11 protein-coding genes are annotated in these 12,806 nt (G+C 45.7%); 6 read left to right on the top strand and 5 right to left on the bottom strand.

Going from position 1 to position 12,806, the window contains the following annotated elements:
* Positions 1-69: 69 nt before the first annotated feature.
* Both R7O12_RS06830 and R7O12_RS06825 read right to left on the bottom strand, forming a co-directional pair.
* Positions 70-699 carry a DUF3306 domain-containing protein gene (locus R7O12_RS06830; protein ID WP_053307092.1) on the bottom strand — a complete coding sequence of 210 codons (630 nt, stop codon included), beginning with the start codon at positions 697-699 and terminating at the stop codon, positions 70-72.
* Positions 689-1,153: a DUF3305 domain-containing protein gene (locus R7O12_RS06825; RefSeq protein WP_017634910.1), complete on the bottom strand. Its 465-nt coding sequence runs from the start codon at positions 1,151-1,153 to the stop codon at positions 689-691. Before R7O12_RS06825 ends, R7O12_RS06830 begins: the two co-directional genes overlap by 11 nt.
* 323 nt (positions 1,154-1,476) lie before the next feature.
* On the opposite strand from R7O12_RS06825, the gene R7O12_RS06820 reads away from it, so the two are divergent.
* A complete protein-coding gene (locus R7O12_RS06820; RefSeq protein WP_017820681.1) occupies positions 1,477-2,301 on the top strand; it encodes a formate dehydrogenase accessory sulfurtransferase FdhD in 825 nt (274 codons plus the stop codon).
* 240 nt (positions 2,302-2,541) lie between these two features.
* Here the strand turns inward: R7O12_RS06820 and R7O12_RS06815 are convergent, their stop codons facing one another.
* From R7O12_RS06815 to R7O12_RS06805, 3 genes are all read right to left on the bottom strand, one after another.
* Positions 2,542-4,134 carry an ABC-F family ATPase gene (locus R7O12_RS06815; protein ID WP_222716689.1) on the bottom strand — a complete coding sequence of 531 codons (1,593 nt, stop codon included), beginning with the start codon at positions 4,132-4,134 and terminating at the stop codon, positions 2,542-2,544.
* A gap of 216 nt (positions 4,135-4,350) precedes the next feature.
* Positions 4,351-6,390, bottom strand: coding sequence for a cache domain-containing protein (locus R7O12_RS06810; protein WP_318125714.1), 2,040 nt, complete (start codon positions 6,388-6,390; stop codon positions 4,351-4,353).
* A complete protein-coding gene (locus R7O12_RS06805) occupies positions 6,380-7,831 on the bottom strand; it encodes a sigma-54 dependent transcriptional regulator (RefSeq protein ID WP_318125713.1) in 1,452 nt (483 codons plus the stop codon). Before R7O12_RS06805 ends, R7O12_RS06810 begins: the two co-directional genes overlap by 11 nt.
* Positions 7,832-8,165: 334 nt before the next feature.
* On the opposite strand from R7O12_RS06805, the gene R7O12_RS06800 reads away from it, so the two are divergent.
* The 5 genes from R7O12_RS06800 to R7O12_RS06780 are packed head-to-tail and all read left to right on the top strand — an operon-like array spanning position 8,166 to position 12,799.
* A complete protein-coding gene (locus R7O12_RS06800; protein WP_005389522.1) occupies positions 8,166-8,984 on the top strand; it encodes a substrate-binding domain-containing protein in 819 nt (272 codons plus the stop codon).
* 6 nt (positions 8,985-8,990) lie between these two features.
* Positions 8,991-9,689, top strand: a complete 699-nt coding sequence (locus R7O12_RS06795) for an ABC transporter permease (RefSeq protein ID WP_005389524.1) — start codon at positions 8,991-8,993, stop codon at positions 9,687-9,689.
* Between the two features lie 50 nt (positions 9,690-9,739).
* Positions 9,740-10,459, top strand: coding sequence for an energy-coupling factor ABC transporter ATP-binding protein (locus R7O12_RS06790; RefSeq protein ID WP_025766658.1), 720 nt, complete (start codon positions 9,740-9,742; stop codon positions 10,457-10,459).
* A complete protein-coding gene (gene mobA / locus R7O12_RS06785; protein WP_005377572.1) occupies positions 10,437-11,024 on the top strand; it encodes a molybdenum cofactor guanylyltransferase MobA in 588 nt (195 codons plus the stop codon). Before R7O12_RS06790 ends, mobA begins: the two co-directional genes overlap by 23 nt.
* The gene (locus tag R7O12_RS06780; protein ID WP_130544940.1) at positions 11,021-12,799 is read left to right on the top strand and encodes a bifunctional molybdopterin-guanine dinucleotide biosynthesis adaptor protein MobB/molybdopterin molybdotransferase MoeA; all 1,779 of its coding nucleotides are present in this window, start codon (positions 11,021-11,023) and stop codon (positions 12,797-12,799) included. The genes mobA and R7O12_RS06780 overlap by 4 nt, the downstream gene beginning before the upstream one ends.
* Positions 12,800-12,806: the final 7 nt, after the last annotated feature.

Genomic DNA, 12,806 nt, shown 5'->3' with positions numbered 1-12,806 from the left:
GTAGGGATAAAAAAACCGGTTGAGACATTTTGTCTCAGCCGGCTCATTGAGTGTTTAGTCAAAATGTACCTATTCTTTGTGTGGTATATTTTGTCTCACCTCGTTAGGCTGTGATTCTTCAGCAAAAGTATCACTTTCGCCAGGAACTGTATTTATATACAGTTCATTTTCATATTGAGTAATTTGGCCACTTTTGTCGGTGTTTGACTCTGCGTCTTCAACTACCCCAGATGCGATATCGTTAACGTTAAGCTCAGACCCTTGCGCAGTTTCAGCGTCTGGTTCGTCTTCCACTTTGTCTTTAACCCAATCACGCAGCGTCTCAGCGACGTCTTGAGAAAGTGACTTTAAGTTACTGTAATCATCATCGTAATCGTCTAGGCCGTCACGCACGTTAAATTCTTCGGACAAGAACATTTTGCGCAGCGCAGCTTTCTTGACGCTTTCTGAGGCTTCAGAAACCAGCAGTTGCGCCACAGACATTTCTTCGGTTTTTTCAGTCTCTACACTCGCGGTAATGTCTGGAGCCTGACTATCCTCATTGACGTTCAAAGCATCTGAGCTTTCGTCAGCGTTTGAAAGCGCTGTGACACTATCTTCGGATTGCGCCGTCTCTGCTATCGGCGTGATCTCTTCATCATGTTGGGAAGATTCTTCTAACTTACGTTTCGACCAACGGCTTAAAAAACTAGTTGCCATTTGCTCTGCCCGCTCCTTTGCGTTTCTTACGTCTTACTTCTAACAACTCACCGTGGCGACCGATAAAGGCTTCCATCCAAGCCTGAACGGCTAACGGCATATCGTTAGATAGTACAAGGTTATCACCATCCATATATTGCGCCGCAACAGATTGTGAAGCCGTCAGTAACTGTATCGCTGGTTTTTCACCAGACTCGACGTTATCCATCACTAAAAAGAGTTTAGGTTGCAGAGAGCTTAAGTTAAAGCGGTAGTCTGTACGTTCATCTTTATGTAATTGCAACGGACAAACATCTGGAGTCTCTTCCGTCGGATTCAGCGCAAATCCTGTCAACTGCCATTGGGTTGTCACCCAAATCCCTGTACTGATCTCATGCTCAACAAGCTCTACGCCGATTGGCCATGTATCCTCAGTCTTTTCGTAATTTTTTTCGAAATCTTTCTTATCCGACATAACTCACCCAGTCTTTCTATTTTTGGTCTGAAAACACACAGGACATTTTGCCCCCGTTTTCGACCATTTTTATTGTCTTCGAAGCAATAAACGCGCCAAGCTGATATAACTTAGTCTATATACTCCCTCAGGCTATAAGTACCAAACTAGACGAAACTCAAATGTATTGATGTGTCATTACTGCGAACTCGCAGTTTTAATGCATTGTTGACATAAAACCTCGCAATTTCTGTGGGAACCGCTATTTTGGAATGAGATTTGCTAGCCACTTAACAAGCTAAAATGCGTAGCAACCTAACGCTCTTAATCACTAGGACACGACTGTGCTGAAACCAAACATTATTAAAACCAGTGAAAATCCCCTGCAAACCATTGAAGTCGATGTGTACGACGAGTACGGCGAAAAACTGACAAAGCAAATCGCGTGCGAGCGTCCTCTTACGGTCATGCTGAACTGGAAAGAAGTGGTCACGCTCATGACGCTAGGTTCGCGTCCAGAAGCACTAGTACTGGGTTATTTAAAAAACCAAAGCTTCCTGTCCGACCCAGCCGCGATTGAATCCGTTATTATTGACTGGGAAACGCATTCCGCAGCGGTGATTACTAAAGAAAACACTGAACACTTAGAAGGCGCCCTGAAAAAGAAAACCGTCACCTCAGGTTGTGGCCAAGGCACTATGTATGGCAACGTGATGAAGCAGCTTGAAAATTATCAAGTGCCTCAAGTTCCTCTTAAGCAGTCAGAAATTTATTCTGCGCTGGAAGCGTTAACTCATTACAACGACACCTACAAAAAAGCGGGCGCAGTACACGGCTGTGCGGTTTGCAAAGGTAATGAAGTGTTGTCATTTGTGGAAGATGTCGGCCGTCACAACGCAGTGGATACACTTGCAGGTGAGATGTGGCTCAAAGAAGAAACAGGTGAAGATAAAATTTTCTACACAACTGGTCGCCTTACATCAGAGATGGTGATTAAAGTGGCTCAAATGGGCATTCCTGTTCTGCTTTCTCGCTCTGGCGTTACTCAAATGGGGTTAGATCTAGCGAAGCAATTTGGTATTACAACCATTGCGCGTGCGAAAGGTTTGCGCTTCCAAGTGTTTACAGGAGCCGACAAGGTTGAATTTGATGTAAAAGGCAACCAATAACACCTTTTCAGTGTAAACTAAAACCAATAATGCGGATTCACAGAGGATGTGGACTATGAATAATGACCAATTGTGGAATTTTCTGCTTACGCCCAGCGGTATCATGCTTTCTATGATTATTACCTTTGGCGTGGTCGGGCTCTATGCGTATATAACCGGTCAGTTTAAGGATTAAGGCCAAATATCAAAAAAGCCTCGCTAAATAGCGAGGCTTTTGCTTTTTAAACGCTTTGCGAGTAATTACGCGTCAACACCACGAGATTTTAGGAACTCAGAGTAAGTGCCTTTAAAGTCTGTGATTTTACCATCGCGGATTTCGATAATACGCGTTGCTAGTGAGTCTACGAATACACGGTCGTGAGATACGAAGAACAACGTGCCTTTGTATTGCTCAAGCGCAGTGTTCAAAGATTCGATCGATTCCATATCCATGTGGTTGGTTGGTTCGTCCATTAGCAACATGTTTGGCTTGTGCATCATCAGCTTGCCAAGCAGCATACGACCTTGTTCACCACCAGACAGTACTTTTACTGACTTCTTAATGTCGTCTTGGCCAAACAGCATACGACCTAGGAAACCACGAACGACTTGCTCGTCATCACCTTCTTGACGCCATTGACCCATCCAATCCGTTAGGTTCATGTCTTCTGCAAAGTCATGCGCGTGGTCTTGCGAGTAGTAACCGATGTTTGAGTTTTCAGACCATTTGTACTCACCCGCACGCGGTTCAAGCACACCAGCAAGCGTGTTTAGAAGTGTTGTTTTACCCACACCGTTCTCACCGATGATCGCAACGCGCTCACCCACTTCAAAAATTGCATTGAAGTCTGAGAACAAGTCCTCTTCGAATCCTTGGCTTAGGTTTTCAACAATCAGAGCGTTACGGAACAGCTCTTTCGACTGTTCGAAACGAATGAATGGGTTTTGACGGCTAGACGCTTTAACTTCATCCAGTTTGATCTTGTCGATTTGCTTAGCACGAGATGTCGCTTGTTTTGCTTTCGATGCGTTTGCAGAGAAACGAGCAACGAACGTTTGTAGCTCAGCGATTTGTGCTTTCTTCTTCGCGTTGTCGTTTAGTAGACGTTCGCGAGCTTGAGAAGCCGCCGTCATGTACTCATCGTAGTTACCTGGGTAAACACGTAGCTCACCGTAATCCAAATCAGCCATGTGCGTACATACTGAGTTTAGGAAGTGACGGTCGTGCGAGATGATGATCATTGTGCAGTTACGTGCGTTTAGCGTGTCTTCCAACCAACGGATAGTGTCCATGTCCAAGTTGTTGGTAGGTTCGTCAAGAAGCATCACATCTGGGTCTGCGAATAGAACCTGCGCTAGAAGCACACGAAGTTTCCAACCTGGTGCTACTTCACTCATTAGACCGAAGTGTTGCTCCATTGGGATACCTACAGCAAGAAGAAGCTCGCCCGCTTTGGCTTCTGCCATGTAGCCGTCCATTTCAGCAAACTGAACTTCTAAGTCAGCCACTTTCATGCCGTCTTCTTCGCTCATCTCAGCAAGTGAGTAGATGCGGTCACGCTCTTTCTTCACTTCCCATAGCTCTTTATGACCCATGATAACGGTATCGATTACCGTAAATTCTTCGTAAGCGAACTGGTCCTGGTTCAGTTTTGCAACGCGCTCGTTTGGATCGTAGCTTACGTTACCGCTGGTTTGCTCAAGCTCGCCGCTGAGGATCTTCATAAAGGTTGATTTACCACAACCGTTAGCTCCAATTAAGCCGTAGCGATTGCCTTCGCCGAACTTAACTGAAATGTTTTCGAATAGCGGCTTAGCGCCGAATTGTTGAGTAATATTCGCTGTGGAGATCAAAACCTTTACCTTAGCAATTGGGGTGTATTTAGAAAAACCGGGCAACGGTACTTGTTCATGCTACATACTGCAAGTGTTGTTTTTATTAATTCACTCCAAGTGAAATCATTGTAAGGTTTCTAAGAAGCAAAAGCGTAAACATAAATGCGTCATCAAATACAAAAAAGAGCCACTATCGTCAGTGGCTCTTTTTCCATTAATACTTCAAAAAAGTGACTAAGCGATGTTCGTCACCTCTAGGATCAGTTCGGCTTTTTTAGGTAAATAAATACTGAATTTACTGCCTTTTCCCCATTCAGACTCTGCTTTTAACTCACCACCCGTTTGGCTGAGAATACTTTGGGAAACCGATAGCCCTAACCCTGTGCCTTCTCGTTTCGTTGTGTAAAATGGCGAGAAGATTCGACTCAAGTTTTCTGGTTTAATACCGCAGCCCTCATCAATAACATGAATCGCAGCTCCTTTCACTTCGCCCTCTTCAATCCAGTCTTCACTGACTACTGTTAAAGTTCCTTTACCGCTCATTGCGTGAATGGCGTTCATTAGCAAATTAACTAAGATTTGTAGCAAGTGGTGACGGTTTATCTCAACGGACGTATGCGCTTGTAGGTCAGTCACAAACTCAACGTCGCGTTTCTTGGTGCCAGTTTTAACCAAGGTGATGCTTTCATCAATGATAGGATTGACATGTTGCCAAGTGATTTCATCTTGAACACCGCCTTGTCGACTGTATTGCAATAAACTGCGTGTGATATTGCGGATACGATCAATTTGCGCGTGAATCGCATCAATTTCTTCTTGTACTCGACTTGCATCGTCACCCAATTCAAAATGGATCAATTCTACGTTGCCAAGAATCACGGCGGTTGGGTTATTAATTTCGTGAGCAATCCCCGCGGTGAGTTCTCCCAATGCTGCCAGTTTTTCATGAACAACGAGTTTGTCGCGAGTTTGGTTAAGCAATTGAATATGCAGCTCAAGATCTTGGGTTTTTTCTCTCAGGCTTGCCGTACGCTCTTGAACTTTGCATTCAAGTTGAGCTGCGGAGTTTTTCAGTTCAATTTTGCGCTCTTCTAGCGCGTCTAACATATCATCAAACTGTCTGGCTAACTGCGCAAGTTCATGATCGGCATCTAATCCTAACGGGCCAATCCGTTTTTCTTTACCTTGTTGGACCTGCTTCACCACTTTGTGAATGCGTTCGATCGGTCGAAACAGATCATAAGAACCGCGATATACCATCACGCCAGAAACCAGCAATAACATAACCGTAATCAAGCTGATTTCGGCAATGTTGGTCATGTAGGCTTTAACGAGTGGCCACATTAGGTAACCGGTATAAAGCATACCAATAACATTGTCGTATTGGTCTTTGATTGGTTGATACGCCGTAATATACCAAGCGTCATACACATATGCTCGGTCAACCCACTGTTCACCCTTCGAAAGTACTTGGTTATACACTTCTGCGCTCACGCGAGTGCCTATGGCGCGCCCTAGCCTATGATCGCTGTCTAAAGGAACGTTGGTGCTCACACGCAAATCATCGAGAAACACAGTCAACGTACCCACAGGGCGAAGGCGGTCATTATCACTTAAGTAAATGAGATCGCGGATTTGATCCACCAACACTGTACTGTTGTTAAGGAGCAAACCACCATCAAGAAAGCCGATCAAATCGTTCGCTTGGCTGTATACCGGAATCACGGTTCGACTGACTAACCCACGCGCCTCCCTGTCACCATCAGCAAGAATAGGCACTTCTGCTCGTTTGGCGAGTTCAGGATCGAGGCGTTCGAGTTCTTCTTTATTGAGTACATCAAAAAACGATTCGCGCTTGGTGAGATCCATAAAGCGGAATTTGTTTTCCATGGAATTAACGCGTTGGAAAGAGAGAAAATCTAAAGCATATCTTTTCTTCTGCTCTGTGACCCACTTTTGCAGGTCACCTTGTGGCGTTCCTTGATTAATGCGAATACGGAAATCGTACGAATCGGCAAACGCCCGCACGTAATTGGCTTGCTTTTGCTGTAACAACGTTACGCTGTTATTTGCAACACCAAGACGCTCCGAGACATCAAGCAGCGCATTTTGCCACGTGTAATGAATAGACCAATAAATGGTAATGCCGATCAGAGCTAACAACGTGAGGAAAATCGGCGCAGAGGTTAAGAATAACAAACGATAACGCACCATGGTTTTAAAACGGTGCGTCCATTTTGACAATCCTTTGTGCTGTGGGCCGTTAGTCGGCATATTCCTCATCCTCAGAATCCCATTCTTTGTATTTACGTTCTAAGGTCTTGCGAGCTACGCCCAAGTCGCGAGCAGCGGCTGATTTGTTGCCTTCGTGCAAGTTAACGACTTGTTTAATATGTGCTTTCTCGACTTCTTTTAACGTCCAGCTGTTTGGATAGCCCTCGCCAGTAAATTCTTTGCCTTCTTTAAAGGTTGGTAACTCAGCTGAGTGAGAAACAGTAATCGATACATTAGGCAGTGAATGCCCGCCATTCAGCTCTCGCCAATAGTGTGCAGGTGGTTTGCCAAGCAAGATACAACGCTCAATCAAGTTTTTCAGCTCACGAATGTTTCCCGGCCAATCGTACTCACTCATGGCTTCCATGTCCTCGTGCGCCCATTTGGGCGCAGGCATACCGAGCTCGCGCGTCAGCATGTTGCTGAAAAATGGCACCAACTCAAATAAGTCGGTTTTGCGCTCTCGCAGCGGACACACTTCAATTTTCAGAACGTTTAAACGGTAATAGAGGTCACTGCGGAAATTACCTTGATTGACCTCTTCTTGCAGGTTTCGGTTGGTTGCCGCTACGATACGGACATCAATACTGATCTCTCTTTCTGAACCGACAGGGCGAATCGTACGCTGCTCTAACACACGTAATAATGATGCCTGCATTGCAAGTGGCATCTCCCCGATTTCGTCAAGAAATAAGGTGCCACCGTTAGCAACACGGAACAAACCTTCACGCGATTTTTTTGCACCGGTAAACGCGCCCGATGTATGACCAAACAACTCACTCTCTAAAAGCTCAGGTGCAATCGCGCCGCAGTTGATTGGCACAAACGGGCCCGTTCGCCCACTCGCCTGGTGGATACCTCGTGCAACTAGCTCTTTACCTGTACCCGACTCACCTTCCACCAAAACAGAAGCGCGTGATGGTGCAAATTGGTTAATAAGTTGCTTAAGCAGACGCGTTTTTTCTGAGCCGCCGATGATCTCTGAGGTATTGTGACGCTGGTAATCGCGTGTCATGGCGTACTGCATGCGTTCGTTCAAACGGCGATCCATACAGCGACTGACCGCTTTTAACATCTGCTCAAGGTTGAATGGTTTGAGGATAAAGTCGGAAGCACCGAGCTGTAGCGCTCGAATGGCAATTTCTAAATCCGCATAACCCGTCATAAAAATCACATCGGCACGTTTGTCATCATCTTCAAACGCTTCTTCCCACTCAATTCCAGAACGCCCTGGCAGATTAATATCCAGTAAGATCAGATCATAATGTCGAGAATTACGCAGTTGTTCTGCTTCTTCGATGCTACCAGCTGTATCGACATGTGAAAAAAGCTTACCCAATGCCTTTTTCAAGATGGCTTGCATGCCTAATTCATCATCGACGACCAGTACGGAAAAGGCGCTATATTGTTGGTTTATACTAAGATGGGATTGAGTAGACATATTTACCCCAGATGGATTTCGATGGGACAGAGTGTACCAAGTTTAAACAGAGATACCCTACAAAAAGTGCGACATTTTGTACCAACGCAAACTTTTATGCAAATAACCCCATGATTTAGTGCATATACCAAGCACTTTAAGCTTGTAAAAGGTTGGCATCTTGTTTGCTATAAGGTGGATACGGAGCGCATTTAAGTGATCTCAGGATGTTGATGTTTGCTTATTCCAACACCCTGAGACAACTTGCGTATTACGCTAATCGCTCTCGTCCAAAAAGGCTTCTCCCTAAAACCTGGAGAGATTCCAAAGAATCATTGGAAAGGAACACATAAAAATGAAAAAAATTGCGCTAACTCTGGCTGCAACGTCAATCACGCTTGTAAGTTACTCTGCGTTTTCTGCTCAAGACGGAGAACACGTTCGCCTTGCAACCACAACCAGTACTTACCATTCAGGTTTACTTGATTACCTGCTTCCACAATTTGAAAAAGACACGGGCTACAAAGTCGATGTTATTGCTGCAGGTACTGGTAAAGCCTTAAAAATGGGCGAAAACGGTGACGTAGATTTGGTGATGACACATGCACCAAAAGCTGAAGGCGCATTTGTTGAGAAAGGCTACGGCGTTTTACCTCGCAAGCTAATGTACAACGACTTTGTGATTGTAGGCCCGAAAGCTGACCCAGCAACAATCAAAAATGACGAAGGCGTGTTAGATGTATTCAAAGAGATCGCCAACAAAAACGCAACGTTCATCTCTCGCGGCGATGATTCTGGTACACACAAAAAAGAAATGGGCTTCTGGGCTCAAACTAAAATCGAACCGAACTTTGGTGGCTACCGTAGCGTAGGTCAAGGTATGGGCCCAACTCTAAACATGGCGTCTGAAATGCAAGGCTACACCATGACGGATCGCGGCACATGGCTGGCTTACCAAAACAAATTGGATCTAGAAATTCTGTTCCAAGGCGATGAAAAACTGTTTAACCCGTACCAAGTTATTCTTGTTAACCCTGAGCGTTACCCAACGATTAACTACCAAGGTGCGAAGGCATTCAGTGATTGGTTGGTAAACCCTCGCGGACAGGAACTTATCAATGGTTTCCGCCTAAACGGTAAACAACTGTTTGTTGCGAATGCTGAGAGCAAATAACGCAATATGAATCTTGCTGATACAACACTGGAAGCGCTTCGCTTACTGGTGAATTTTGATGCAGACCTATGGGAGATCGTTGCGGTCTCCTTTAGTGTTTCTATCACGGCAATATCCCTAGTGGTATTGCCGGCTATTTTGATGTCCTTTGTACTGGCGTATACCGACTTTCGCGGTAAATGGTTTTTGTTGTCGATCGTAAATACGCTGCAAGCGGTCCCTACCGTGGTGATTGGCCTGTTGCTGTACATGTTGCTGTCGCGTGCTGGCCCTTGGGGAGACTGGCAAATGCTGTTCACTCAGAAGGCAATGATCTTCGGCCAAATGGTGATCTGCTTCCCTGTTTTGGTATCGATGATGCATGGTGCATTACAATCTAGCGACCGTCGTGCAGTGGAAACTGCCATCACGCTGGGCGTCTCCATTCCGCGCTTGGCAGCTACGATGATTTGGGAAACCCGCTTTCCTCTACTTGCGGCTATCATTGCAGGGTTTTCACGTATCGTGACCGAGGTGGGCTGCTCAATGATGGTTGGTGGGAACATTATGGGCGTGACGCGAAATATTCCCACGGCTATCGCAATGGAAAGCAGTAAAGGTGCTTTTGCGCAAGGAGTTGCATTAGGAATTGTATTACTATCTTTAGCGTTGGCTCTAAACTTCTTCTTATCAAGCATGAGAGGCAAAGGCTACCTCAGAACATAGAACATGAAGCAAACAAACGACTCACCATTAACCCCATGTCGAGGCGAATTATGACTATAAAAATCACCGCCGAACAGTTATCCATGCGCTTTAAAGAGCGTGTGCTTTTCCACATCCCTGAGTTAGCCATCGGCCCAAATGATGCCATTTATCTCAAGGGTGACAATGGTGTGGGCAAAACTACCCTACTCAAAATCCTTGCTGGCTTGCTCAAACCCTCTACTGGTGATGTTGTTGCGCCAAAAGATACGTGGCTAAAAAGACTGACGCGTCGCAATGGTCGTGTCGATGTGATTTATCTCCACCAATCCCCTTACCTTTTTGACGGCACTGTATATGAAAACGTAGTCTATGGAGTGAAATATCAACAAGACACGCAAAAAGATAAGCGAGCTCAAGTTATTCACGCGCTGCGCATGGTAGGTTTAGAAACCTTAGCGGACGAACATATTTCCGTGTTGTCCGGCGGTGAAAAACAGCGCGTTGCCATGGCAAGGGCTTGGATCTTAAAACCGTCGATTTTGTTGATGGATGAGCCAAGTGCGTCTTTAGACCAAGAATCCATTGAACGATTGGTGGTGATGGCGAAAGATCTTTTGGATCGTGGTTCCAGTATCGTGGTGACAAGCCATCAGGCCAACGCACTGACCGACTTATGTAAAAAACAGTGGTGGATTAAAGACAAGACTTTGATAGAGTCTCCTCTGTTGTATGTCATACCAAAAGAAACATCCCAAGAGAATGCATATGCTTCAACCAACACAAACTAGTTGGGTCATTTTGGCTGGTGGCCAAGCCAGCCGTATGGGTGGAAAAGATAAAGGTCTGATTGAGTTAAATCAGAAGCCACTCATCGAACACGTTATTGAACGTTTATCTCCACAAACTCCACGCATTTTAATTAATGCCAACCGAAACCAAGATGCGTACAGCAAATTTGGTTTCGTATTTAGTGATCAATTCAAAGATTTCCCTGGGCCTATGGGCGGTATTCACGCGGGTTTGATGCATGCTGAAACTGACTGGGTCGGATTTGTACCTTGCGATAGTCCACAAATTAACACCGACCTTGTCGAGCGTTTCTGCCAGTTTGTCAAAGAAGACAGCGATATTTTGGTCGCGCATGATGGTGACCATCAGCAACCTGTTTTTACGCTCTACCACAAGCGCGTACTGCCAAAACTCACCGCGTTTTTAGAACGTGGCGACCGCAAAATCATTCTGCTCTACAAAGAGTGCAACACCAGTTACGTTGACTTTAGCGACTCACCAAACTGTTTCGTCAACTTGAACACTCCGGAAGAACTGGCGCAATTTGGACAATTAGAATCATGAAACACACGCTAAACATTCCTATTCTTGGTTTTGCGGCTTATTCAGGCACAGGCAAAACCACACTGCTTGAAGCCCTATTGCCAAAGCTAACTGAAGCGGGCCTGCGCATTGGCATGCTAAAACATGCTCATCACAACTTCGATGTCGATAAGCCGGGTAAAGACAGCTACCGTTTACGCAAAGCTGGCGCATCTCAAATGCTGATTGCTTCTCGCAACCGTTTTGCGTTAATGACAGAAACGCCAGAAGCCGAAGCGGAGTTTGAATACCTATTAACACGTTTTGATGAAGACATGCTTGATGTGGTTTTGGTCGAAGGCTGCAAAAACATCGCGTTTCCTAAAATCGAATTGCACCGTGAAGAAGTCGGCAAGCCTTGGCTTTATCCAAACGATGAAAACATCATCGCTATCGCTTCAGACGGCGGCGAGTTGGACTCTGAACTGCCACAAATGAACATCAATGATCTTGAAGCGATTGCTCAGTTCGTTATTCAGTATGTTCAAGAAGCGAACGCACCAAAAAACAAAGAGAAAGAAGCCGCATGTTGCGATACCCTTTCTCCTGCTTTCCTTTCTGTGGTTCAAGGCCAAGAGAAAATCCTTTCTTTGGTGAACACGGTTTCGGAAATAGAAGCATGCAAGATTGAAAACGCCTATGGCCGCGTTCTTGCGGAACATATCGTTTCACCAGTAAATGTGCCGCAATACACCAACTCCGCGATGGACGGTTATGCCATCCGCAGTGATGATGTTGACCGTGATAGCTACCAAGTGGTTGCTGAAGTGATGGCGGGCCATGCTTACGAGCAGCCTCTGGAAGTTGGTCAAGCAGTTAAGATCATGACTGGCGCACCAACACCACGTAACGGCGATACAGTGGTCATGCGTGAGCAAGCCATTCAAGAAGGTGACAAGGTCACTTTTAACGGTGCGAATATCAAAGCAGGCCAAAACGTTCGTCAAGCAGGTGAAGATCTCGCTATCGGCAGTGACGTCTTTACCGCAGGTACTCGCCTCGCCTCTCCAGAGATGGGCATGATCGCTTCGCTTGGCTTTGGTGAAGCGAATGTATTCCGCAAATTGAAAGTTGCCGTGTTCTCCACCGGTGACGAAGTACAAGCACCGGGAACAGAGCAAAAAGCGAATTCTATCTACGATTCCAACCGTTTTACCATCATGGGCATGCTTGAAAAGCTCGGCTGCGAGATCTTGGATTTCGGTATTCTGGAAGACAACGAACAGTTAATGATTGAAGCGTTGGAAAACGCATCGGCGCAAGCGGACGTGGTTATGACTTCTGGTGGCGTATCTGTTGGTGATGCGGATTACATCAAACTTGCCTTGGATAAACTTGGTCAAATCGATTTTTGGCGAATCAACATGCGTCCGGGACGTCCACTCGCGTTTGGTCAAATCAACAACAAGCCGTTCTTTGGTCTGCCGGGCAACCCTGTTGCCGTGATGGTCTCTTTCATTAACTTTGTCGAGCCTGCACTGCGTAAGATGCAAGGCGAACAAGGCTGGAAGCCTCTGAAAGTGAATGCCATCGCGACTGAAAACCTTCGCTCTCGACAAGGTCGTACCGAGTTTAGCCGTGGCGTCTATGAACTGGATGCAACTGGCCGTTTAACCGTTCGTACAACAGGCAAGCAAGGCTCTGGTATTTTGCGCTCAATGAGTGAGGCAAACTGTTTGATCGAAATCTCCCCAGCTATTGATACAGTAAAAGCGGGAGAAAGCGTGACAATTATCCCACTTCAAGGCAGAATCTAGCTCAAAC

The organism is Vibrio sp. Vb1574, assembly GCF_033338675.1.
Note: the sequence above shows the minus strand (reverse complement) of the source record. Positions and strands in the feature narration are given on the sequence as shown.